Source organism: Pedobacter jamesrossensis (genome assembly GCF_042650905.1).
Taxonomy (GTDB): Bacteria; Bacteroidota; Bacteroidia; order Sphingobacteriales; family Sphingobacteriaceae; genus Pedobacter; species Pedobacter jamesrossensis.
This window is the reverse complement of record NZ_JBHSBY010000018.1, coordinates 15,850-41,046: the sequence shown is the minus strand read 5'-3', so window position 1 is coordinate 41,046 and position 25,197 is coordinate 15,850. Positions and strand designations below refer to the sequence as shown.

Here is a 25,197-nt window from a genome sequence, read left to right as displayed (position 1 = left end):
TTAGGATGCCTTTTCTTTTTTGGTTAGCTTTTAAAAGAAGAATAATCAATATTTTTTATTCTAATTTCAGCTAACTTTTTTTGATGTAACCCCAAAATATTGTAAGTTTAAAGTTTTTTAAGCGCTTAGCTTATAAAAATTTTTATTCTCATTAATGTTACGCGTCGATAGCTCCAAAACATGTAAAGTTGTGTACTCTTTGTGCAAGCATGAGTATTTAGGATATTTGATTGAGCCTCACGTAGTTCAACTTAATCCGCAAGGCGACTTTTCCTTTACGTATCAAAGAATTTTCACACATACCGCAGAAGAATTTCATGCTTATTTAAGCGAAATTGATTATAAGTTGATTAAGATTTTAGATGATATTGAACAGGATTCGCTCATCAAAAAATACTACAAGAAGTTAATAAGACCAACTGAGTTTTTTACAAAGATTTTTGACGATAAATTCTACGATAGTGTTCGCCCGAAAATTGAAAAAAAACTTGCCGAAGCTTTAGAATTATTAAAAGTTAAGGATGAGCTGTATTTAATGGATAAAGATGGCTGGCCAGTAGAACGCAAAATAGAATTAGCATCAGAACCAGCATCTATACTTTTCCATTTCCGCCGAAATGAAACAGAAACACGTTATTTTCCAACAATAAAATATCAAAATTTGCGCATTGAATTTATGTTTAAAGAAGCGCAAATTGTTAGCAATAAACCTGCTTGGTTATTACTAAGTGATGTTTTATACTTTTTCGATCAGGATATTGAAGGCAAAAAACTTCAACCCTTTTTAGCAAAGCGATTTATTTCGATTCCAAAATCGACAGAGGCAACTTATTTTGAAAAATTTATAGCACCATTAATAGAAAAGCATCATGTTTATGCAGAAGGATTTGAAATTAAAACTGAGCAATATGAAGCTATTCCGGTTGTAAAGGTTTTTTATGTTGATGGTGGTTTATCGCAAATTCAACTTTATTTTAAATATGGTGAGTATATTTTTCCTGTAGAAAATGCACATAAAGTTACAGTTCGACTAGAAAAAACTGCTGATAACTATATTTTCCACAGGATAAAACGTTCTGCAGAATGGGAGAAAAAGCAATTCAATTTATTATTATCACTCGGGCTAAAAAAAACAAGTGCTTTATTTAGCAATTTAGAAGTTATTTCTGCCGACGAGAATCCAAGTTATGCGGCGATAAATTGGGTAAATGAACATATCGAAATTTTAGAAGCGGCTGGTTTTGAAATTGAGCAGGCAACTGGTCAGAAACGTTTTGTTTTTGGTGCCAGCAAAATAGATTTAGAAGTTAAAGAAAGTAATGATTGGTTTGATATTAATGCCGTAGTTTGGTTTGGTAAATACCAAATTCCATTTCTATCTTTAAAACAACACATTCTTCATAAAAGAAGAGAATTTACCTTGCCAGATGGCGAAGTTGCCATTATTCCCGATAAGTGGTTTACACAATATGGGAGTTTATTTAGTCTTGCAGAAGTAGGTAAAAACCTAAAATTAAAGAAACACCACATTGGTTTAATTAACGACTTGGCCGAAGATAGCCTAGCAAATGTTACATTAGAACGCAAACTGCAACGTCTTAACGATTTTGAAGATATTGCCGACACACAAATGCCCGTACATTTTAAAGGCAGTTTACGAGATTATCAAAAAGCAGGTTACAATTGGTTTAGTTTCTTACGCGAATATAATTTTGGTGGTTGTTTAGCAGATGATATGGGTTTGGGTAAAACCATACAAACTTTGGCTATGTTGCAAAAGGTTAAAGAAGATGATCAACTCTCTTCAATGCAAACAACTTCATTAATCATAATGCCAACCTCATTAATTTATAACTGGCTAACAGAGGCAAAAAAGTTTACACCTAAACTTAAAATTTTAGCGCATACCGGCACAAACAGAAATAAAGATATTGCCAATTTTGCCAATTACGATATTGTAATTACCACTTATGGCGTTACTAGAGTTGATGTTGATGAGCTTAAAAATTTCTATTTCAACTATGTTATCCTGGATGAAAGTCAGAATATTAAAAACCCTTCATCTAAATCTTTCAAAGCAGTTAGAAGTTTAAAATCGAGACATCGCTTAATTCTAAGCGGTACTCCCGTAGAAAACTCTGTCGGCGATTTATGGTCGCAGTTAACGTTTTTAAACCCTGGTTTATTAGGCACACAGGCTTTTTTTTATGAGGAATATGTTCAGGCAATAGAAAAGAAAAAAGACGAAGAAAAGGCACGAAAACTTCAATCGATTATAAAACCCTTTGTACTTCGCCGCACAAAAGAGCAGGTAGCATCAGAATTACCTCCAAAAACAGAGCAGGTTATTTATTGTGATATGAGCGAAGACCAGGCTGCTTACTACGAAAAAACAAAATCAGCCTATCGTAACGATTTATTGCAAAGCATGGATGATGGAACTTTTGCTCAAAAGCAAGTTCAGTTATTACAAGGATTAACCGCATTGCGTCAATTGGCTAACCACCCGGTAATGATTGATGTTGGTTATGAATCTGATTCTGGAAAGTTTGAAAACGTAATTCATACTTTAGATAACGTTTTAAAAGGCGGACATAAAGTTTTAGTTTTCTCGCAATTTGTAAAGCACCTCGATATTTTCAAGAAACATTTCGAAGCAGAAAATATACCTTTTGCATACTTAGATGGCGCAACCCGAAATCGAGGTGAAATTGTTTCTGAATTTCAGCAAAATGAGTCGTTAAAGGTTTTTCTAATTTCAATAAAAGCTGGCGGTGTTGGTTTAAACTTAACTCAGGCTGATTATGTTTTTATTTTAGACCCATGGTGGAATCCAGCTGTAGAACAACAGGCCATTGACAGGACGCATCGAATTGGTCAGGATAAAAAAGTTTTTATCTATAAATTTATAGCAAAAGATACTGTAGAAGAGAAAATTCTGGCCCTGCAAAATCGAAAAAAATCGTTAGCAAATTCTCTAATTACTACTGAGGAAAGCTTCTTTAAATCTTTAAGCAAAGAGGATATAAGAGATATTTTGAAGTAAGCTGCTGTTCTATATTATTAACCGAATTGGATTAATAATTTCACTTAAATTAATTTTCTTGGTTTTTAGAATAGCCATCCCATTACAGCGAGGCACGAGGCAATCCTACAATTATCGCCAGACTTTAAAGCATTAAGATTGATTTGTACCTCGCAATGATGAGAACTTTAATTATTCCGTATTAACCAACGCTTCCGAGGCAAAAAAAATCATTTAAAACTCAATCAGTTTCAATTTGTTATAGTCATAGAAACTAAATTCTATTATCATGACAAACGAAGATTTAAATACCACAATAAATAATATTAAGGAGGCTTGGAAATATCCGGAGTTATTTCAGAATGTTTCAAAATCTGAGCGTTGGTTATCAGGCGCAGCTGGAACTTATTTGCTTTATAAAGGTTTAACTGGCATATTTTCTCATCCTGTTATTGCAATAACTGGCGCCGCAGTTGGCGCAGGATTATTATACAGAGGGATTACAGGTTATTGCCCCGTGCGAGACTTATCAGAACAAAATAAGGAGAGTATAGCACCCGATGAAGTTATCATTAGTGAAACTTATGTTGTTGATGATTTAACATAATAAATCGGACAGTATATTTCTATTTATTAATAAATCGATTAACTTTAGAAAGTTAATTTATAGTTATGAGCAAATACGCATTATTATTAATACCTGCATTTTTTACAGTTCAGGCAATGGCGCAAGACAAAAAGATAGATCCTGCCAAAGATCCAAAAACTACTGAGGTTTGGGAACCCGTTCCAAAATCTGTAACTCCAGGAAACCTCCCTCAGGAGGCACCCTCTGATGCAATTATTTTATTCAATGGAAGAAATTTGGATGCCTGGCATTCTGTAAAAGATACATCAAAGCCCGCTGCATGGACTATTGATGATGGTTTTTTCACTGTAAAAAAGGGTACAGGTAATATCGAAACGAATAAGAAATTTACTGATTACCAATTGCACATGGAATGGAAAATTCCTGCAAATATTACTGGCGAAGGCCAGGCTAGAGGAAATAGTGGTGTATTTTTAGCTTCAACAGGCGGCGGCGATGATGGTTATGAAATCCAAATTATGGATGCTTACAATAATAAAACCTATGTAAACGGACAAACAGGAAGTGTTTATAAACAAGCCATTCCGTTAGCCAATGCTAACAAAAAACCTGGTGAATGGCAGTATTACGATATTATTTGGAATGCACCACGATTTAATGAAGATGGTAGTGTTTTAAAACCAGCAAGTGTTACTTTATTTTTAAATGGTGTATTGCTTCAGAACAATTACGTTTTAAAAGGTGAAACCAGATATATCGGTGCTCCACAGTATAAAAAACATGGCCCGGCATCTATTAAACTACAAGACCATGGCGACCCAAGCCCGGCGATAAGCTTTAGAAACATCTGGGTTAGAGAACTTTAATCTAAAAAAATAAATACTCGAAAAACCTGTAATTTTTAAAAAGTTACAGGTTTTTTGTTTGAGCCTATAATTAGGCATTAACATTATCCTGTTTCAAAACAGCCATATACAATTCCCTATCTATCATTTCAGCACCCAAGCTCATTAAATGATCATTTGGCAACTGGCAATCTATTAAACCGATATTAGTTTTACTCAAAAAAATCAAGGCTGCTTTGGATGCATTACTAACCAGGCTGAACATACTTTCGCCGCAAAAAACACCATTAATTATCAATCCGTATAAGCCGCCAACAAGTTTGCCTTCGAGCCAAACTTCAACACTGTGTGCGTATCCGTTTTTATGAAGATTTATGTATGCTTGCTGCATTTCGTTGGTAATCCAGGTACCATTCTGCCCTACCCTAAAAGTTGATGCACAGTTTTTAATTACGTCAGAAAATGCTTGATTGATGGTAATTTTAAAGATATCATCCCTTAAAATTTTCTTCATGCTTTTGCTAATTTTAATTCTTTCAGGATAAATTACGCAACGCTGATGAGGAGAATACCAGAGAATCGGTTCGCCTTCGCTAAACCATGGAAATACACCATTAGAATACGCTAAGAGCAATCTTTTCAAACTTAAATCTCCGCCAATAGCAAGTAAACCATCTTCTTCTGCAAGCGCAGGATTAGGAAAACTTATATCATCATCAAGTAATTGAAAAAACATGCTGCTAAATTAAGAAACAAAACAAAGATTAAACCACTGCGTTTTAAATAAGTCATACTATCAAAACTGTGATTATGAGTCCGAAAGATAATTTCTATAAAGTAAAGCATCTTTACAGCCGTGCAGGCTTTGGTATTTCATTTACCGATTTACATAAGCTAAGCAGAAAAAATATTGATAAGGTGGTAAGCACCTTGCTTAAAGAACCGAAAGAAAGCGACGACATTACGTTAATTGACTCGGTTGCCTCTAAGCAACAACTTTTAATGCAAGCAGGTTTATATGCAAAAAAAGATTTAACCGACGAGGAGAAAAAACAACGTCAGGAAATTGTTCGCATGCAGAATGAAAAAAGCCGCGATTTAAATATTACCTGGGTCGAAAAAATGATTAATACCAGCAATCCGCTCCGCGAGAAGATGACCCTTTTTTGGCATGGTCACTTTGCATGCCGCAGCAATAATCCAATGTTCGCCCAACAACTTAACAATATACAAAGAGCAAATGGTTTAGGCAGCTTCAAAACCTTGTTAGTCGAAGTTTCTAAATCGCCTGCGATGTTGCAATACTTAAATAACCAACAAAACAGAAAAGGCAAACCAAACGAAAATTTTGCCCGGGAATTGATGGAACTTTTCACCTTAGGACGAGGAAATTACACCGAGCAAGACATTAAAGAATCAGCTCGTTCTTTTACTGGTTGGATGTACGATAAAGATGGCTCATTTATTTTCAGACCAAATTTGCATGATACAGGAACGAAAACATTTTTCGGTAAAATTGGAAATTTTGATGGCGAAAACATCATTGATATCATTTTAGATAAACCCGAAACAGCAGAATTCATATCACGCAAAGTTTATAAATTCTTTGTAAACGATAATCCGAATGAAACTCATGTTAAAGAACTGGCTAACCATTTCTTTAATTCGAAATATGATATTGCCGAGCTGATGAAAAAAATGTTTACATCAGATTGGTTTTACAGTCCCGAAAATGTGGGCACAAAAATTAAATCGCCAGCAGAATTTATTGTGGGTTTAAGTAGAGAATTTTATGTTACATACAATAAGCCACAGGTTTTAATTCAATTGCAAAGCAGTCTGGGGCAGTATTTATTCAATCCACCAAATGTTGCTGGCTGGCCTGGGGGACAAAACTGGATTGATAGCTCGTCTCTAATGTTGCGTATGCGAATCCCATCCTTAGTTTTAAATGATGGAGAAATAGATTTTAGCGGTAAAGCCGACCCAGAAGATGAAGCTGTAATTGCACAAAGCCGTACAGCAACTATTAATGCCAACACTAAAGCAAAACCGAAATCTTTTGTAGATGCAAAAGCAAATTGGCCCAAGTTTTTAGATACTTTACCAAAAGGAACAACGCCACTCGAACTGGCAGAATTTTTACTTCAGCCAAAGTTAAATGATAAGATTACAGGTATGATTAGCGACAACAAAGGTCTTCGAAGCACCTCAGTTGAACTTGCAAGTATGCCAGAATATCAACTTTGTTAAAAGAATAGGAAGATGAACAGAAGAAATTTTTTAAGAAATACAGGTTTTGTTGCAGCAGGTTCGTTATTTGTTCCGGCTTTTATGAAACCATTAGAGGCAATGGCGCTTGATGAGCTAAGCCTTTACAAAAATTTAGTTGTGGTACAGCTGTCTGGTGGCAACGATGGTTTAAATACAGTTGTCCCATTCGGAAACGATATTTACTATCAAAAACGTAAAAGCATTGCCATCAAACCCGAAGAAGTTATTAAACTGAATGATATGCAGGGCTTAAACCCAAATATGGCTGCTTTGCAAGAAATTCACGACCAGGGCTGGATGACGGTAATTAACGATGTTGGTTACCCAAACCCCGACCGTTCACATTTCCGATCTATGGATATTTGGCAAACTGGTAGCGATAGTAATCAGTTTTTATCAACTGGCTGGATTGGAAGGTATTTAGACAGCAATTGCCAAACCTGTAAATTCCCATATACTGCAATTGAAGTTGACGACTCTCTTTCGCTTGCAATGAAAGGTATGACTAAGAAAGGAATTGCACTAAAAGACCCGGCTGCGTTATTTCGTAATACTAACGACCCATTTTTTAAAGCGATGTTGCAAAATGACAAGGAACATTTAGATGAAGACAATTTAGGCTATCTATACAAAACCATGATAGAAACTTCGTCGTCGGCAAGCTACATTCAAAACACATCCAAAGTATATAAAAACACAGCAACTTATCCTCAATCTGGCTTTGCAAATCAGTTAAAAACAGTTTCAAAATTCATTTCCTCAGGATTAAAAACCAGAGTTTATTATGTATCATTAAGTGGTTTTGATACGCACGTTAACCAAATTGGTCAGCAAGGAAATTTGCTAAAACAATACAGTGAAGGCATGGCCGCTTTTTTAAAAGATTTGAAAGCCAACAATAAATTAGAAGATACTTTAGTGGTAACTTTCTCGGAGTTTGGCCGCCGTGTTGAGCAAAATGCAAGTAATGGTACCGATCATGGAACAGCAAATAATATGTTCATTTTTGGCGGGCGTTTAAAAAAGCAAGGTATTTATAATGCGGCACCAAATCTTGGTGATTTAGATACTGGCGATTTAAAATATCAACTTGATTTTAGACAAGTTTATGGAACCATTTTAGATAAGTGGCTCGATGTTAACAATGCTGATATTTTAAATAAAAAGTTTAATCCTTTAGATTTTATTTAAGATTTGCAAAGCAAAGCCTATTGTTAATCGGCCGCATCAGCCCTGCTATACATTACAACGCCAACAATAAAAAAAATTGTTGGCGTTTTCATTGCCATCAGGTTTATTTAACTTCGGTTTGATTAAAAAAATTCTTACCCGAAACCAGATGCATATTATTTTCTTTTTAAGATATATTTAGTTTTACTTGATTCTTTACCATTTTGCTCTGCGTAAGCTTGAAAAAGTTCGTATCCATATCCTTTCATTTTGTTAACTAATTCGATAGCAGAGTTGAACTCCATATCCTTTCCATTATCATCCTTTACATATGCTTCACTTTCTCTTGAAGCCTTTTGCCCGTATTCAAAAATAACATATACTTTTCGGCTAAAAATCTGCCTATCTTGACTAAGTTCTACATAGTCTGCATGAATATCGCTTAAGCGAACTCCATTTACATTTTGAGCTTTTGCATCCTTTAGTGCAAAGCAAGCAACTACCGTTGCCAGTGTCATAATTTTTTTCATAATAAGGTTTCATTTTGTGTGTACCCTAAAATAAATAATTACAAGCAAGAGTTTTTAAATTGTATTGTAACAAAATTGATTTCCACACATCTTAAAAATAAAAGTATGCAATGAATTTTATAGGCAACATTATCTGGATTATTTTTGGAGGTATATTCATCTTTTTCGAATACATTATCGGCGGATTGATACTTTGCTTAACCATTGTGGGCATTCCCTTCGGTATTCAATGTTTCAAATTTGCCATTGTTGGTCTTGCCCCTTTTGGTGTTAAAATAACCGATACTTCTTCAAATACAGGTTGCTTATCAACAATTATGAACATCATTTGGATATTTTGTGGTGGTTTTTGGATCGCCTTAACGCACTTCTTCTTCGGCATATTGCTATGCATAACCATTGTTGGTATTCCATTCGGTAGACAGCATTTTAAATTAATGAATTTGGCCTTTACACCTTTCGGAAAATCTATTTCTTAATATTTGCACAGTAAATTGTAAGAAACTATTTTTTTATAAACATGGGTGAAGACAGGCATGTTGGCTATTTGCCATGAAACATGTCTCCATGTTCCATAAAGTTAATTAGAATTTACATCTAGTTTCTAAATAGTACCATAAAATTTAGTTAAACAGCCCCGATAGGATAGAAGCCATTTTTCATAGCGAAATGAAAGAGCTGGAGTGTGAGAACCGACCAGCACAAAATCGCGCTTCAAAATCTATTGAATTAAACCTATAGATTTAGAATGCTCAATCGCTTCGCTGCTATTTTTAAACAAAAAAGTTTTTATACCTTTTGAGTCTACTTTTGCAAGCAAATTTTTAGTTTCAATTTCTTTTTCCGGTCTGATATTTCGAATGTAAATAGCTTCTATATTCTTAGGATATTTATCTGCAATGGAAGTATAAATCTCCGGATCGTGCTGAGAATTATCGCCAAAAAATACAAATTTTTGATTAGGAAAAGCATCTAAAATCCTCATCACCCGCAACAGCTTCCCTTCATGGCCAGTTTTACCAGTTCGGATTAAATCTTTCCAACGCTTTAAGGTATTTAAAAGGAAAGCGCCATCAGGCAAATTATTGTACCTGAAAGTTTCTACAAGATAATCGTACAAATTCCATTCGCTGCTGCTAACATAAAAGAATGGATTTGGCTGCTCTTTATTTGTATGCGACAAAGCTAATTGCTGGTAATGATTGGCAGCATCGGGAAAAGTTTTCCTAGTGTGCGGGTTCTTAATAAAAAGCTCCCTCAACCTTCGTCCGATGGTTGCCGAATGCGAAATCATAACCGTATCGTCTACATCAGAAATAAATGCATACTGGGTAATATGCGGCACAAAAATTTCACCTTCTGTCGAAGTTAAAACTACTCCATTTTCATTTAAAACTTCGACTTTTACGGCATGCCAGCCTGCAGCAACATCTTTTTCGGCTTCCCATTCAAATTTAAAAAAACCGTCGGCTTCAGTTTTATTGTGAATTGTTTGTCCGAAAAAATGCAGGCGAACTTCTATAAAAGCGAAAGGTTTAAGAATGAATAATTTTAAAAGATGAACAATATTAGTGAAAAGATTATCGCTGTAAATCTGTTCTGTTTTCGCTTTGCGTTTAAAAACATGACCATAAACAACCAAATTGTGGGTGTGACCATATCCGTGATATATTTTTACACTTGCAGATTTATTCATTATAGTTAAAACATGATTTGCATAAACTTGTTTTGATGATACTAAAAGAGGTTAACATCTATGAAATTACTATTCATTATCAACCCCGGTTCGGGAAGTCACGACATCGATTTAAAGGATGTAATTTCTAAACATTTCGAACAAAAAGAAATTGAAACGGACCTTTTTGAGTTATCAAAAGATTGTTCACTAGAAAAAATAAAAGCTAAAATTTCTGAATCAAATGCAGATAAAGTTGTAGCCGTAGGTGGCGATGGAACACTGAAATTAGTTGCAGAATGTTTGCTAAATACAGAAACGCCTATTGGTATAATTCCGGCTGGTTCGGCGAATGGAATGGCTAAAGAATTAGGCATACCAACTGATATACCGGATGCTTTAAGCTTGCTTGAAACGGGCGAGGCAAAAAAGATTCATGTTGTTAAGATGAATGATGAAATCTGCATTCACTTATCAGATTTGGGTTTTAATGCCTATTTAGTTAAGAGATTTGATGCGCTATCTGAACGTGGCATGTGGGGTTATGCAAAAGCGACATGGCATGCCTTGTGGAATCATAAAAGAATGGATGTTGAATTAAAGCTTAAAGATGAAGTTGTAAAATCGAAAGCAGCTATGGTTGCTATTGCCAATGCTACTATGTATGGTTCTGGTTTAAAAATAAACCCTGATGGGAAACTGGATGACAAGTTGTTTGAAATCATATTAGTTAAGGATTATTCTTATCTCGAAATTTTAAAAATATGGATAACAAAATTGCCTTTTAACCCGAAGAAGATAGAAGTATTTCAAACGGATGAAGTTAAAATTTACTCGAAACACAAAGCTCATTTTCAAGTTGACGGAGAATATATTGGAAAAATAAACTCTGTTGAAGCCAAAATTTTACCTGCTGCTATTTCGGTGATAGTTTAAAGCTCTTCGCGATGAATTTTTATTGTAAAATACAGCCTGAAAAACTCTGCAATGACACAAATCTTGAAAAAGATATCGAACCACATATCTTTCAGGTTTAATAGTTCTGGAAGTAGGGTTATAAAACCAATTGAAAAAACCCAAATTACCAACCGAACCGGAAACTGAATATAATAAGCAATAAAGCCAAATTTTTTAAAAAGCATCGAGCCAATTGCTGAAACAAAAAGCAAAATAAACAGTGGCAAAGTTAAAACAACTCTAGCCTGGGATAAAAACTCATTAGGAATTTCATTTAAATGTGTAATAATTTTCCAAAAAGGTTGTGCTAGTAAAATAATACTGATAATATCTAAAATGGCAAAAATTCTAATCGTTAAACGCATTATTTACAGTATTTCGAAAGGTATTCGTCGGCTTTATCACTACCTAGGTTTTTTACTAAGTTGAAATTTTCACAGGCACCTTGTTTATCGCCTTGTTTAATTTTTTTAAGTGCAGTTTTTATTAACTCATCTAAGTATTCATCATCAATTCCAAGCTGAGCTTTAATGGCAAGAATTTGAGTTTCCTGCTCTGGCGTTGCCTGACTTTTATTTTTATAGAAATTAATAACAGCATTAGTTAACCCTTCTTCAGCTTCGTAAGCCACAATCGAAGCTCTAATTTCTGCATTACTTTTCCCTTCGCAATCGTAACCAGAAAGCTTAAAACTTACCGGAACAACTACAGAAATTGTGGTGTCGTAACCTACAGGAACCTGCCATTTACCACTGCTCATACGTACCAAACGCAAAGCTTCATCATTCAAATCAGTGAGGATACCTTTTGTAATTTTAGAGGAATAAACTTTACCGGATTGGTCTAGTTTAAAACTTACATTAACTGTTCCCTGAACACAATTTTGTTTAGAAAACTGAGGATAAATCGTGTTGTTTTTAATGAAGCTCGAAAATCCTGAAGGACCACTTTTAAACTGTACTTGTGCAAAAACAAAAGTGCTGCAAAAAACAAAAAACAGAATTATTAACCTCTTCATCAATCTAATTTACGTTAAAAAAAGCTAAAAGACTAAAGCAGAAAGGTTGAAGCTAAGTTAAACTACAATTTAAAATCAAATTTGGATTAGGGCAGTTGGCTAAATACTTAGCTCTTTCGCTGAATTTACAAACACCAGGATAATCGCCTTTTAATCCTTCCATATTCTGAATAAGTTGAAAGTGTAAATGAGGTGGCCAAAAGCCATTTTCTCCTTTAACGCCCAAAGTTGCGAAGCATGTTCCACCAGGAATTAGATTCCCTTCTTTCAAGCCATCTAAAGAAGCCAGACTTAAATGTCCGTATAGGGCATTAAACTTATAACCATCAATTTCGTAGGTCAAAATTATTGTCGCACCGTAATCACCAAAGTTGTTATTATTGGCAAAACTGTGCACCTTAGCATCGTAAAAATTATAAATTGGCGTTAAAGCGGGTGCCCAAATATCTACACCTAAGTGTAATCTTCGTGGCTCTTCTGCTGCATTAAAGTGTTCGCTTCTTGAGTAAATTGTTCGGTGTTCATTGTATCCACCAATCCCGTATCTGGCGCCCACAGCTTCAAGCTTTTGGTTTACCCAAGTAGAAAATAAATCGGTATCATTTAAAATTTCATCCGTCAGCTCCGCATTAGAGGCTGTAAAATCCAACACTAAAAGTTTATCGTTAGCCTTATCGAAATCAATAACTTTTTGCATTAAAGATTGATTACCGCGAATTAACTGCTCAAAGGTTTTCATTAAACTATTCCGCTTCCTCGTCTGGTTGTCTTGGCTCCTTTGCAATCTTATCAAAAAGATGATCCATGCGCTCAACATATTCATTTGTATCATCTACAAAGAAAGTAAGTTCTGGCACAACCCTAACCTGGTGGCGAATTCTCGAACCCAGTTTATATCTTATTTCACCCGAATGGGCATTGACTGTATTAATTGAAAGTGTTGTATTGTTAGTATTAAAAAAGCTTAAATAAACTTTTGCAACTGCCAAATCCGGCGATACCCTAACGCGGGTAATGGTTACCAATGTATTTGGCAAAAATGCAGCACCCTCACGCTGAAAAACCTGTGCTAACTCCTCTTGTAGTACTCCTGCAAATTTTTGCTGACGTTTACTTTCCATAGTTCTTTTCTTTATGTCAGTCTGAGCCTGTCGAAGACCGTTTTGAATGTATATATCATCGCAATCGACAAACTCAGTGTGACAAATTAATATAATAAATTACTATCATACGGATATCTTGCAACATGAGCTGCTTTTACCATATCGTATAATAGTGTTTTAAACTCCTCTATATTCTCTTTTTGCGTTGCCGAAATAAATAAAACCGGAACTTTTCCATGACTCATCCAGCTTTTCTTAAAATCTTCAATCGTTAGCTTTCCATCGTCCTCTTCATCATCAACCTCTGGTGAAACATAAGCATCAATCTTGTTAAAAACCAAAATCATGTCTTTATCAATTGCACCAATATCTTTTAAAGTTTCGTTAACAATGTGAATCTGGTCTTCAAAGTTAGGATGTGAAACATCAACAACATGAATTAGTAAATCTGCTTCCCTAACCTCATCTAAGGTCGATTTAAAACACTCTACTAAATGGTGAGGAAGTTTGCGAATAAAACCAACGGTATCAGATAATAGGAAAGGTAAATTTTCAATCACAACTTTTCTTACCGTAGTATCCAAAGTTGCAAATAGTTTATTTTCTGCAAATACTTCCGATTTCGAAAGCATGTTCATAATTGTAGATTTACCAACATTGGTATAACCAACAAGCGCAACTCGAATTAACTGACCTCGGTTTTTGCGTTGGGTTTCGTTCTGTTTATCAATTAAACGCAAACGCTCTTTAAGTAAAGAGATTTTATTTAAAATAATCCTTCTATCACTTTCAATTTGCGTTTCACCTGGACCACGCATCCCGATACCACCTTTTTGGCGCTCTAAGTGAGTCCACATACCTGTTAAACGCGGCAAAACGTATTGCAATTGTGCTAATTCTACCTGAGTTTTCGCTTGCGCAGTTTGGGCTCTGCTTGCAAAAATATCTAGAATTAAATTACTTCTATCCAATACTTTAACGCCTAATTCACGGTCGATGTTACGCAATTGCGAAGGCGATAATTCATCATCAAACACAACAGTATCAATCTCTTCCGATTTCACATAAGCCTTAATTTCTTCCAGCTTTCCAGTGCCTACAAAAGTTGCACGCTCTGGCTTCAACATCTTTTGAGTAAAGTTTTTTTCAACCTTTCCTCCTGCTGTTTCAACCAAAAATGCCAACTCGTCTAAATATTCTTTTGTTTGCTCTTCCTTTTCGCCAGGCGTAATTACACCCACTAAAATGGCTCGTTCCTGCACTATCGCAGTATCATATGTTTTTTGTTTTCCCATGTAATATGTACAAATATACGAAATTTGCAAACGTGTAATTCCATTTACAAACCATGAGGGTGCAATAAAAGTTTTATTTGAAAGTGAAAACAAGAAACGATTGGTTGTTTCAGCCCCGCTCCTTATGCTAAATACAGACCGACAGAAAAAAGATATTTAAATCTTTGCTACAAAATCTTTTATCGCTTCTCCTGGGTTATCTGTCTTCATGAAATTCTCTCCGATTAAAAAGCCATTAAACCCTGCACTTCTAAGCGCTCCTGACTTGTCCGCCCTTCTAAAGTCAGAAAAAATCATCTTTGATTTTCAATAAGTTACGCTGATTTTTTTGTAGTTTGACCGCACTAACTGGGTCAAATGCTACATATTAGAGTCATAAAAACCAAGGGGAACTCCCGTTCGGTACAGGTGTTTCGCTATCGGTATACTAAGCGGGTCATCATCAAACATATCGGTTCCGGAACTACCGATGAACAAATTACGGCTCTTCAAGAAATGGCACGACTGTTTATTGCCGACCTCACCAAGCAATCTTTTTTGTTTGAAGATACTAAACCAAAACGGGATACCGTGTTGGTGAACCAGTGCGATTACATTGGTGTTTATTACACTTATTTCTTTGATGTTTTAAGGGCAGTACAGCATCAAATAGGTTATGGGATGGCGGTAGATAGCTTGTTGAATGATTTGGTGGTGATGCGCATTTTTGAGCCAGCATCCAAGCTTCGGTCTATTGAGTTGATGGAAACTTATTTTGGCATCAAACACCGCCGTCAGCGGTATTACGAATCTGCACGCAAATGGCTAGATCTAAAAGAAGGTGTAGAAAAGCTAACCCTTGCTTTTGCCAAAAAACAATACAATTTCAATTTCTCATTGCTATTCTATGACGTTACCACATTGTACTTTGAAACATTTACCCAGGATGAACTCCGCAAAAATGGGTTTTCCAAAGACAACAAATCGCAACAGCCACAAATTGTAGTGGCACTGATGGTTACACCAGAAGGCTTTCCTGTAGGCTATGAGGTGTATGCAGGCAATACATTCGAAGGACACACATTGATACCTTCCATTAAATCTTTCATCAAAAAACATAAGATAGCGCATTTTACTGTGGTGGCAGATGCGGCTATGATAAGTACAGATAACGTAGCAGCATTGAGAGCCGAAAAAATAAATTATATCGTTGGGGCAAGGCTGGGCAATGTTGCAGTCGGCCTGCTGGAAACAATAGATGCAAATCTTTCAAGAACAGACGGAAGTGTAATACGCATTAAAACCGACAGCGGGTATTTGATTTGCAGCTTTTCAAAAAAGCGGTACAACAAGGATAAATACGAGATGCAAAAGCAGATAGACAGGGCAAAGTTGGTAATGAGCCAACCCTCGAAAGTAAAGAAGATAAAATACCTAAAATCGGCCGACAGCAAAATAGAGCTGAATGAAAAACTTATTGAAAAAACAACAAAGCTCCTGGGCATAAAAGGATACTACACAGATATTGATGAAACTGTAGCCGATAATGCTACCATAATCAATCATTATCACGATTTGTACAAAATAGAACAAGCCTTCAGGGTGTCAAAAAATGATTTACAAACCCGCCCCATTTTTCATTTTAAAGAAGAGCCTATACAACTACATATGCTGGTATGCTTTATGGCTTTAGCTGTATCAAAACATATTGAAATAACAGGGGAATTATCAATAAGAGCTTTTAGTGCCCTTTGCAAAAAGATAACCGATGCCAGACTCTTAAACACCATAACCAAACAAGAGATAAAAATGAGAGCGGCAGTTGCGCCAGCACTACAAGAAATTATAGCCAAAATCATCAGACCGCACTAAAATCGGACAAGTCGGGAAATATACGAAATTTGCAAACGTGTAATTCCATTTACAAACCATGAGGGTGCAATAAAAGTTTTATTTGAAATTGAAAACAAGAAACGATTGGTTGTTTCAGCCCCGCTCCTTATGCTAAATACAGACCGACAGAAAAAAGATATTTAAATCTTTGCTACAAAATCTTTTATCGCTTCTCCTGGGTTATCTGTCTTCATGAAATTCTCTCCGATTAAAAAGCCATTAAACCCTGCACTTCTAAGCGCTCTAATCGTTTCTGGGTTACTAATTGCACTTTCAGAGATCTTCATAAACTCGTTCGGAATCTTGCTCACTAAATCAAATGAAGTTTGAATATCAACTGTAAAGTCGGCCAAGTTTCGGTTATTTACACCAATAGCATTTAAATTTGGGCAAATACTTCTTTCCAATTCTTCTAAATTGTGAACTTCTAAAAGCACGTTTAGACCAAGATTTTGCGCAAATTTCCCCATATCAGAAATTTGCTGTGGTGTTAAAATAGCTGCAATTAATAAAATAATATCAGCACCCCAAGCTTTTGCCTCCAAAATCTGGTATTCATCAATCATGAAATCTTTTCGCAGTATCGGAATATTATTCGCCGCTCTTGCTGCCAATAAATCATCGGCTTTTCCTCCAAAAAAATCAACATCAGTTAAAACTGAAAGTGCCGATGCACCAGCATTATTATAAGCTTGTGTGACTTCTGCAGCATCTGCAACACCGTTAATTAAGCCCTTGGATGGCGACCGACGTTTAAACTCGGCAATAATCCCGTTCCTATCTTCAGCTAAAAGAAAATCTTTAAATGAATGTGGTTTCCGGTTAAAGTAGACAGACTTTTCCAATTCAGCGATCGAAACAAGTTGTTTTGCATTAGCAACCTCTTCCTTTTTCCGTAATACGATTTTATCTAAAATATTACCCCCAACCCCTAAAGGGGAGCTTGATGTTCTATTATTCATGTTTTTTCTCTAAAACTAATGTTCTTACAATTTCAATTCGCAACTCGCCTGTAGTTCACCTTTAGAGGACTAGGGGGTATTAGTTAACCAATTTTCCATCATTTGCTTACCAAACTCCGTAAGCACACTTTCTGGATGAAATTGAACTCCACGAACATCAAGCGTTTCATGTCTTAAAGCCATTATTTCACTTTTATGATCTCTGGCGGTAATTTTTAAACACGATGGAAAATTTTCTTTACTAACCACCCAACTATGGTAACGACCAACATTTATGGTTTGCGGGCATTCCCAGAACAAAAATTCATCTCCATCTACAACTGTGACAGGTGTAGCAATACCATGCATTGGGCGACCAAGATTTAACAGCTTTCCGCCAAAAACCTGGGCAATTGCCTGCTGACCTAAACAAACACCAAAAATACTTTTCGTTGTTGCATAGGTTTTAATTACATCCAATAATAATCCCGCTTCTTCTGGTATTCCAGGCCCCGGCGAAAGTAAAATTTTATCATATTTATCTACATCGGCCAAATCAAATTTATCGTTTCTCCAAACCTCTGCTTCGTATCCAACTTCGTTTATTAAATGAACTAAATTGTAGGTAAAGCTATCGTAATTATCAATTACTAGAACCACCCCCTTGTCCCCTGAAGGGGAAATATTATGACTATCCATTTCTACAATCTCTAAAATATGAATTCTTATTTTTTGATAATTAGTAAGTGATGCTAATTATATTTATCCTCTTATTAATGCACTATTAAGCTCCCCTTTAGGGGTTGGGGTTTAAATCCCTACTGCCATTTCTATTGCTTTACGCAGTGCAGCAATTTTATTATTCACCTCCTGCATTTCTGTTTCAGGAACAGAATCTGCAACAATCCCTGCTCCGGCACGATAATGTAATTCGTTATTCTTACTCATAAAAGTTCTAATCATTATTGCATGATTAAAATCTTCGTTGAAGCCCATAAAACCTATTGCGCCTGCATAAAAATTACGACCAAGCTTTTCGTTCTCATCTATTAATTGCATGGCTTTATATTTTGGTGCGCCACTTAATGTTCCTGCAGGATAAGTATCTGCAACAACTTTAAAAGCACTTACATTTTCCTGCAAATGACCACTTACTTTACTTACTAAATGAATTAAATGAGAATAGTATTGAACTTCTTTGAAAGATTTAACTTCCACACGATTACAATGTCTGCTTAAATCATTTCTGGCCAAATCGACAAGCATTACATGTTCAGCACTTTCTTTCGGATCTTGTTCTAGTTTTTTTGCTTGTTCAGCATCTTCAATATCATTTCCGCTTCTTTTAAATGTACCAGCAATTGGAAAAATATTGGCCATATTGTTTTTAATGGTAATCTGCGCTTCGGGCGATGATCCAAAAAGTTTAAAATCGCCATAATCGAAGTAAAATAAATATGGTGATGGATTTATAGAGCGAAGGCAGCGATAAACATTAAATTCATCGCCCATAAAAGCTTGCTTAAATGCTCTTGAGGGAACAATTTGAAAAACATCGCCACGATAAATATGCTTCTGTAATTTCTCTACCAGCTGCATAAAGCCTTCGTCTGTTAAATTGGATGTTTCTTCGCCTTTAATTTGAAATTTATATTCAGGATAATTTTTGTTTTGAATCAGGTATTCCATTTTCTCCAAACTACCCTCTTCTTCACCTTCGAAGGTATTTTTGAATAAAGTAATCTCATTCTTGAAATGGTCGATTGCAATGATATAACGGTAAAGATGATATTGCATTTCGGGTATTTCTTCTCCATCAGGCGTTTGCGAAGTAAACTTGATGTCTTCAAAATGCTGAACTGCATTCCAGGTAAAATAACCAAACAATCCACTTGAGATAAATTTTATTTCTGGCAGTTCTGTTTCCTTAAATTTATCTTTAAAATCGGCAATCTGCTCAGTTAAGTTTTCGGCTTCTTTAATCTCTACTGAACCATCAGGAAAGTAAGTTTCCAATCTCGAGCCTCTTAAAACAATACCGGCAACAGGATCTGCACAAACAAAACTCATCGAATTTTCTCGACTATGATAATCAGAACTTTCGAGTAAAATACTATTTGGATAAACATCGCGTAAGCGAAGGTATATACTAACCGGTGTGGTAGTATCGGCAAGTAGTTTTTTGTAAGTGGTATTAATTTTAAACATTATGCTATCATTTTTCGTCAACGCTGACGGAGTTATTTTTAAAATAAAAAACCCTACGTGTGGTTCTACGCAGGGCTTTAATGGTTCATTAATAAGGTTTAGGTTGATAAACTATATTTTGCATACGCAGCCTGCGCAATTCTGAGTTGAATTACCTTGCCAAAGCCATGTATGTATATTGCTGATCATGAGCGACAAAAATATAAAGAATTTTGAAAAATGGAAACTTTTGTGAAAATAATTGAGTGAATGGTTATTATTATTGAAAAGTTAACAAGAAAATATAGGCAACAATATCAGAAAATCAAGAACCCTAAATAAATTTACAGTTTGTCATACTGAACCTGTCTAAGCAAATTAAATAAAAGTCTTTGATAAATTAAGACTGACAGATAGTAGAAATCAATGATTTTAAACCAATTTTTTAATCTCGAGTTTAATTTATGGAACGTGAGGACACGTTCCATGGCAATATCCAAGGTGCGTGTCCGCACGCACCTTTAAAATCATTTGTCATGCTGTGCCTGTAGAAGCACATTAAATAAAAGTCTTCGATCAACTTTATAAAGACATAAATTTTAAGATTCCCGCGTACGCAAGAATGACGATACCGATAAAAATTGCCAAAAAAAATCTCGCTTCTTTAATAAAGCGAGATTAAATATGATTTATAGAACAACTTCTTGCTCTTTGTGTGGTTATTACAAACTCAATTAGCTTAAGATACGCCAAAGAAACTTCTTCCAGGAACTTCCTTTACCATTAATAAAATAGTTACGATAATTAAAATTAGTGCTAAGCCAAAGAAAACAGATATAGTTCTATGTTTAGCTACAGCTTCGGTAACTTTTTTAGATTTTGCATTTCCAACAGTAATTAAAATGATGGCTATAATCATCATGCTAATGTGTTCCATTTTAAAATAACGAACTGCAGGCGCTCCTTTACTACTCATTGCGTACCAGCCTTCACTAAAATAAAGCACTAAACCAATTAACAATTGAATATGTGCACTTATCAAGGTAAAAACATTAAGTTTTCTATCGCCTTCAGTATATGTTTTATTTCCTAACCATCCTGATAAGGCTTTAATAACTGCAATTATTAGCAAAAGAAAAACAACATAGCGCCATCCTGAGTGCGCACTTTTTAAAATTTCGTTCATGATTATAGTTTTATACGTACCAAAAATAGGCATTAATTGTAAAAAATAGGTTAAGAAGCAATTTCAATACTAATTTATATTAGTTTTAAACAAAATAAACCCCCTAAACATATTATGAAGAAAATTTTACTCGCCTTTGCGCTGGTATTTTCCTCTACAATTCTGTTTGCACAGCAAACTACCTACCCCGTTAATGGCTCTTTTGATACAAGACCGGGTATGTTTGCTTTTACAAACGCAACAATTGTAGTAAATGCCGGTCAAACTCTGTCGAATGCTACACTATTAATTAAAGGCTCAACGATTCAGGCCGTAGGCGCCGGATTAGCTGTACCTAAAGGTTATGTTATTGTAGATTTAAAAGGAAAATTTGTTTACCCATCTCTTGTTGATGCTTTTACAAGCTACGGCGTTCCTGAAGCAACTGTTCAGGCTCGTGGTTTTGGTGGCGGAGGTGGTGGCGGTCGCCAGTCTATCTTTGTTTCTACTAAAAAAGGCGCTTATGGTTGGAACGAATCTATAAGACCAGAAACTTATGTTAAAAATATTTTTACGGTTGATAGCAAAAAAGCCGATGATTTGCGTAAAGCAGGTTTCGGTAGTGTTAATGTAATCAGTCGCGATGGTATTGCCCGTGGCGTTTCTGCAGCGGTAACTCTAAATGATGGTGCAGATAACAACGTTTTCTTAAAAGACCAAACCGCAGCAAACTATTCCTTTAACAAAGGAACATCATCAAACGATTACCCAACCTCTTTAATGGGTTCTATCGCTTTGCTTCGTCAAACTTACTACGATGCGCAATGGTATGGCAAACAGAAAGATGAATATAACATCTCGTTAGAAGAATTTGGAAAACAACAAAATATGCCTCAAATTTTCGAGGTAGATGGCTGGGCTAATATCCTTCGTGCTAATAAAATCGGAAAAGAATTTGGCAAGCAATACATCATCAAATCTACTGGCGATGAATACCAACGCATTGCAGAAGTTAAAGCAACAGGCGCAAGTTTAATTATTCCTTTAGCCTTCCCTAAAGCTTATGATGTTGAAGATCCTGCGGAAGCGAGGAACATTACTTTAACACAAATGAAGGCCTGGGAAATGGCTCCAACTAATGCATCGGCCTTAGAAAAAGCTGGAATTAAGTTCGCTCTAACCTCTTTCGGATTGGAAAACACCCGCGATTTTTGGGCTAACATCCGCACGGCGATTGAGAATGGTTTAACCGAAAAACAAGCTTTGCAGTCTGTGACAGAAATCCCTGCATCATTATTAGGTATTGGCGATAAAGTTGGTTCATTGGAAAAAGGTAAAGTTGCCAATTTCTTAATCTCATCTGATAACTTATTCAAAAAAGAAAATATAATTTTCGAAAACTGGGTTCAGGGAAAACGTTTCATCGTAAATAAAATGGATGTTTCTGATGTTCGTGGTAATTACAATTTAAATATTGATGGTATTGCAGGTGCATTACTTTTAAAAATTACCGGAACTACTGGTGGCTCAACTGCGGCAATCGAAAGAAGTGGTATTGATAGTGTTAAAACAACCGCAACGTTTACCAGAAATGGCGATTGGGTTAGCATCAATTTTAACTTAAAGAAAAACCCTAAAGGCGACGTTCGTTTAAGCGGTTATTTAACTTCGGCCAGTCCTTTAACTTTTAAAGGAGAAGTGGCTTTACCTGATGGAACTTTCGGAAAATTTACAGCGACTTATAAAGAGGCCGCTAAAGAAATGCCTAAACGCGATGAGCCAAAACCAACTTTAGCCGTAGGTACTTTACTTTATCCTTTTGGCGCTTTCGGAAATGCAGAATTACCAAAACAAGAAAATGTTTTAATTAAAAATGCGACCGTTTGGACAAACGAAAAAGAAGGTGTACTTCAAAATGCAGATGTACTTTTAGAAAACGGTAAAATTAAGGCTGTCGGTAAAAATTTATCAGCAGGAAATGCAAAAGTAATTGATGGTACAGGCAAACACGTAACGGCTGGTATTATCGATGAGCACTCGCATATTGCTGGTAGCGGCGGTATTAATGAAGGTGCGCAATCGGTTTCGGCTGAAGTTCGCATTGCTGATATTATCAATTCTGAAGATGTAAACATTTATCGCCAGTTGGCTGGTGGTGTTACTACTTCTCAAATTTTGCATGGTTCGGCTAATCCAATTGGGGGTCAATCTCAGTTAATTAAATTACGTTGGGGTAAAGCACCAGAAGAATTGAAATTTGCTGGTGCAGATGGTTTCATCAAATTTGCTTTAGGCGAAAACGTTAAGCAAAGTAATTTTGGTACAGGCGCTCGTTTCCCGGTAACACGTATGGGTGTTGAGCAAACTTTTGTTGATGAATTTACCCGTGCAAAAGAATACGAAAAAGCAATGTCGGTAAAAGGCAGTAGCGTTCGCAGAGATTTAGAATTAGATGCAATTGTAGAAATTCTGAATAATAAACGTTTCATTACCTGTCACTCTTATGTACAAAGTGAAATTAATATGCTTATTCATGTTGCAGATAGTTTAGGTTTTAAAATTAACACTTTCACACACATTTTAGAAGGTTATAAAGTGGCCGATAAAATGAAGGCGCATGGCATTGCAGGCTCTACTTTCTCAGATTGGTGGGCTTACAAAAACGAGGTTGCAGAAGCCATCCCATACAACGGAAAAATTATGCATAATGTTGGCGTAACAACAGCTTTCAACTCTGATGATGCCGAAATGGCTCGTCACTTAAACCAGGAAGCAGGAAAATCTCTACTTTACGGTAACGTACCTGAAGAAGATGCTTTAAAATTTGTGACGCTTAACCCAGCTAAAATGCTTCACATCGATGATAAAGTTGGCAGTTTAAAACCAGGCAAAGATGCTGATGTTGTAATCTGGTCGGCTAATCCATTATCAATTTATGCTAAAGCAGAAAAGACATTTGTTGATGGTATTTCTTATTGGGATATGGAGAAAGATGCTCAAACGATTAAATCGCAGCAAGCAGAAAAAGCTCGTTTAATTCAAAAGATGTTAGAAAGCAAAACCAGTGGCGTTCGTACACAACGTCCATTTGGTAATGCACCACGCCTTTACAATTGCGAAACATTGGAAGATTATTCAGCAGAATTAAACGAAACAGAACATGCGCACTAATATGAAAACATATATATTTAGTTTGGCATTATCGGCATCGAGCCTGATATGCTTTGCCCAAGCCAACATATCGCCTGCAAAAAAACAAAGCAAAACCATTGCAATAACGGGTGCAACTGTACACGTGGGTAACGGAACTGTAATCGAAAACGGAACCATTCTTTTTGGCAACGGAAAAATTATTTCTGTTACCGCCGGCGGACAAGTGCCACAAGGTGATGTTATGAGTATTAACGCTTCTGGCAAACACATTTACCCTGGCCTAATTGCAGCAACAACAAATTTGGGATTAATAGAAACAGAATCGATAAAAGCAACGCTAGATTTTCAGGAAATTGGCGATTTCAATTCTCACATCCGTTCTATTGTTGCGTATAATACTGATTCGAAAGTGCCGGCAACTTTACGCAGCAATGGCGTTTTAATGGCACAACCAACCCCGCAAGGTGGAACAGTTTCAGGAAGTTCTTCAGTTGTGCAGTTAGATGCATGGAACTGGGAAGACGCGTCTATTAAAACGGATGATGCCATGCATATGACCTGGCCAGTTACGCCACGTTTTAGAGGCGGTTTCGGAGGCTTTGGCAGACCAGCAGCTTCGCCAGAAATGCTGAATGAACGTACGCTTGCAGCTATAAATCAGTTAAACTCTTTCTTTGCAGAAGCTAAAGCTTATTCGGAAATGGGTAAGCCAGAAGTTATTAATACTCGTTTCGAAGCGATGAAACCTGTTTTCGCTGGTAAAGAAAAATTGTTTATTGCAGCAGAAAGCCAAAAAGATATTGTTGCCGCGGTTAACTTTGCCAAAAAATTCGGAATCGTTCCTGTAATTACAGGCGCTGATGAGGCTTATTTAGTTATCGATTTCTTAAAAGACAATAATGTTTCTGTCGTAGTTAAGCAACCTCACGCACTGCCAAATAACAATGATGATGATGTGAATATGCCATATAAAAATGCAGCTATTCTAGCTAATGCAGGCTTAAACGTGGTACTAAGTATAGATGGTTACTGGCAACAACGTAACCTTCCATTTATGGCTGGAACCGTTACGGCATGGGGGTTAGATAAAGAAAAGGCATTATCTACAATTACCCTAAATGCAGCAAAGGCTATGGGGGTTGATAAAACGACCGGAAGTATAGAAACAGGTAAAGATGCTACTTTCTTTATTTCTACTGGCGATGCTTTGGATATGAGAACTAACCGAGTTGAACAGGCATTTATTCAGGGAAGAGATATCAACCTGGATAATTTACACAAACAGCTTGATAAAAAATTCAGCGACAAATACACAGCTGAGAAGAAATAGCTAACATTATCTTAACGGGAACGGTCAGTATTAATTTACTGGCCGTTTTTTATTTTAACATAAACCAT

The 25,197-nt window shown here is 36.0% G+C and carries 22 protein-coding genes; 10 read left to right on the top strand and 12 right to left on the bottom strand.

Translation table 11 applies throughout. From position 1 onward, the window contains the following. Positions 1-154 precede the first annotated feature (154 nt). From ACFOUY_RS02915 to ACFOUY_RS02905, 3 genes are all read left to right on the top strand, one after another. Entirely contained in the window at positions 155-3,046 is a 2,892-nt protein-coding gene (locus ACFOUY_RS02915; protein ID WP_378958952.1) for a DEAD/DEAH box helicase, read from the top strand. Positions 3,047-3,314: 268 nt separating this feature from the next. Continuing rightward, a complete protein-coding gene (locus ACFOUY_RS02910; protein WP_378958951.1) occupies positions 3,315-3,632 on the top strand; it encodes a YgaP family membrane protein in 318 nt (105 codons plus the stop codon). A gap of 65 nt (positions 3,633-3,697) precedes the next feature. Next, positions 3,698-4,480, top strand: a complete 783-nt coding sequence (locus tag ACFOUY_RS02905) for a 3-keto-disaccharide hydrolase (RefSeq protein ID WP_378958950.1) — start codon at positions 3,698-3,700, stop codon at positions 4,478-4,480. Between the two features lie 70 nt (positions 4,481-4,550). On the opposite strand, the gene aat is transcribed toward ACFOUY_RS02905, so the two are convergent. After that, positions 4,551-5,195: a leucyl/phenylalanyl-tRNA--protein transferase gene (gene aat / locus ACFOUY_RS02900; protein ID WP_378958949.1), complete on the bottom strand. Its 645-nt coding sequence runs from the start codon at positions 5,193-5,195 to the stop codon at positions 4,551-4,553. Positions 5,196-5,269: 74 nt separating this feature from the next. Here aat and ACFOUY_RS02895 point away from each other — a divergent pair, with 74 nt between their 5' ends. Together ACFOUY_RS02895 and ACFOUY_RS02890 are read left to right on the top strand one after the other, a co-directional pair. Further along, entirely contained in the window at positions 5,270-6,712 is a 1,443-nt protein-coding gene (locus tag ACFOUY_RS02895; protein WP_378958948.1) for a DUF1800 domain-containing protein, read from the top strand. Between the two features lie 12 nt (positions 6,713-6,724). Further along, entirely contained in the window at positions 6,725-7,924 is a 1,200-nt protein-coding gene (locus ACFOUY_RS02890) for a DUF1501 domain-containing protein (protein WP_378958947.1), read from the top strand. A 155-nt stretch (positions 7,925-8,079) separates the two neighbouring features. Here the strand turns inward: ACFOUY_RS02890 and ACFOUY_RS02885 are convergent, their stop codons facing one another. Beyond that, the gene (locus ACFOUY_RS02885; RefSeq protein WP_378958946.1) at positions 8,080-8,433 is read right to left on the bottom strand and encodes a hypothetical protein; all 354 of its coding nucleotides are present in this window, start codon (positions 8,431-8,433) and stop codon (positions 8,080-8,082) included. 110 nt (positions 8,434-8,543) lie between these two features. Between ACFOUY_RS02885 and ACFOUY_RS02880 the strand changes: the two genes are divergently transcribed. After that, on the top strand, positions 8,544-8,912 hold the full coding sequence (locus ACFOUY_RS02880; protein ID WP_378958945.1) for a YccF domain-containing protein: 369 nt from the start codon (positions 8,544-8,546) through the stop codon (positions 8,910-8,912). A 242-nt stretch (positions 8,913-9,154) separates the two neighbouring features. On the opposite strand, the gene ACFOUY_RS02875 is transcribed toward ACFOUY_RS02880, so the two are convergent. Continuing rightward, the gene (locus ACFOUY_RS02875) at positions 9,155-10,129 is read right to left on the bottom strand and encodes an App1 family protein (protein WP_378958944.1); all 975 of its coding nucleotides are present in this window, start codon (positions 10,127-10,129) and stop codon (positions 9,155-9,157) included. A 60-nt stretch (positions 10,130-10,189) separates the two neighbouring features. On the opposite strand from ACFOUY_RS02875, the gene ACFOUY_RS02870 reads away from it, so the two are divergent. Beyond that, positions 10,190-11,044 carry a diacylglycerol/lipid kinase family protein gene (locus ACFOUY_RS02870; RefSeq protein WP_378958943.1) on the top strand — a complete coding sequence of 285 codons (855 nt, stop codon included), beginning with the start codon at positions 10,190-10,192 and terminating at the stop codon, positions 11,042-11,044. Here the strand turns inward: ACFOUY_RS02870 and ACFOUY_RS02865 are convergent. From ACFOUY_RS02865 to hflX, 5 genes are all read right to left on the bottom strand, one after another. Continuing rightward, on the bottom strand, positions 11,041-11,430 hold the full coding sequence (locus ACFOUY_RS02865; RefSeq protein ID WP_378958942.1) for a hypothetical protein: 390 nt from the start codon (positions 11,428-11,430) through the stop codon (positions 11,041-11,043). The genes ACFOUY_RS02870 and ACFOUY_RS02865 overlap by 4 nt on opposite strands. Next, on the bottom strand, positions 11,430-12,083 hold the full coding sequence (locus tag ACFOUY_RS02860; RefSeq protein WP_378958941.1) for a TonB family protein: 654 nt from the start codon (positions 12,081-12,083) through the stop codon (positions 11,430-11,432). The genes ACFOUY_RS02865 and ACFOUY_RS02860 overlap by 1 nt, the downstream gene beginning before the upstream one ends. 52 nt (positions 12,084-12,135) lie before the next feature. Then, the gene (locus tag ACFOUY_RS02855) at positions 12,136-12,822 is read right to left on the bottom strand and encodes a peptidoglycan DD-metalloendopeptidase family protein (protein ID WP_378958940.1); all 687 of its coding nucleotides are present in this window, start codon (positions 12,820-12,822) and stop codon (positions 12,136-12,138) included. A 4-nt stretch (positions 12,823-12,826) separates the two neighbouring features. Next, a complete protein-coding gene (rbfA, locus tag ACFOUY_RS02850; RefSeq protein ID WP_378958939.1) occupies positions 12,827-13,204 on the bottom strand; it encodes a 30S ribosome-binding factor RbfA in 378 nt (125 codons plus the stop codon). 86 nt (positions 13,205-13,290) lie between these two features. After that, positions 13,291-14,481, bottom strand: a complete 1,191-nt coding sequence (hflX, locus tag ACFOUY_RS02845; protein WP_378958938.1) for a GTPase HflX — start codon at positions 14,479-14,481, stop codon at positions 13,291-13,293. Positions 14,482-14,838: 357 nt separating this feature from the next. Between hflX and ACFOUY_RS02840 the strand changes: the two genes are divergently transcribed. Continuing rightward, entirely contained in the window at positions 14,839-16,332 is a 1,494-nt protein-coding gene (locus ACFOUY_RS02840; protein WP_378958937.1) for an IS1634 family transposase, read from the top strand. A 161-nt stretch (positions 16,333-16,493) separates the two neighbouring features. Here ACFOUY_RS02840 and trpC read toward each other — a convergent pair whose 3' ends face one another. The 4 genes from trpC to ACFOUY_RS02820 form a co-directional block, all read right to left on the bottom strand. Further along, on the bottom strand, positions 16,494-17,315 hold the full coding sequence (trpC, locus tag ACFOUY_RS02835) for an indole-3-glycerol phosphate synthase TrpC (RefSeq protein ID WP_378958936.1): 822 nt from the start codon (positions 17,313-17,315) through the stop codon (positions 16,494-16,496). A 69-nt stretch (positions 17,316-17,384) separates the two neighbouring features. Further along, complete coding sequence (locus ACFOUY_RS02830; RefSeq protein ID WP_378958935.1) at positions 17,385-17,993, bottom strand: anthranilate synthase component II; 609 nt, start codon at positions 17,991-17,993, stop codon at positions 17,385-17,387. Between the two features lie 111 nt (positions 17,994-18,104). Next, positions 18,105-19,502 carry an anthranilate synthase component I family protein gene (locus ACFOUY_RS02825; RefSeq protein WP_378958934.1) on the bottom strand — a complete coding sequence of 466 codons (1,398 nt, stop codon included), beginning with the start codon at positions 19,500-19,502 and terminating at the stop codon, positions 18,105-18,107. Positions 19,503-20,220: 718 nt separating this feature from the next. Then, on the bottom strand, positions 20,221-20,667 hold the full coding sequence (locus tag ACFOUY_RS02820; protein ID WP_378958933.1) for a cytochrome B: 447 nt from the start codon (positions 20,665-20,667) through the stop codon (positions 20,221-20,223). Between the two features lie 114 nt (positions 20,668-20,781). On the opposite strand from ACFOUY_RS02820, the gene ACFOUY_RS02815 reads away from it, so the two are divergent. After that, a complete protein-coding gene (locus ACFOUY_RS02815; protein WP_378958932.1) occupies positions 20,782-23,817 on the top strand; it encodes an amidohydrolase family protein in 3,036 nt (1,011 codons plus the stop codon). 1 nt (position 23,818) lies between these two features. Continuing rightward, entirely contained in the window at positions 23,819-25,129 is a 1,311-nt protein-coding gene (locus ACFOUY_RS02810; RefSeq protein ID WP_378958931.1) for an amidohydrolase family protein, read from the top strand. Positions 25,130-25,197 lie beyond the last annotated feature (68 nt).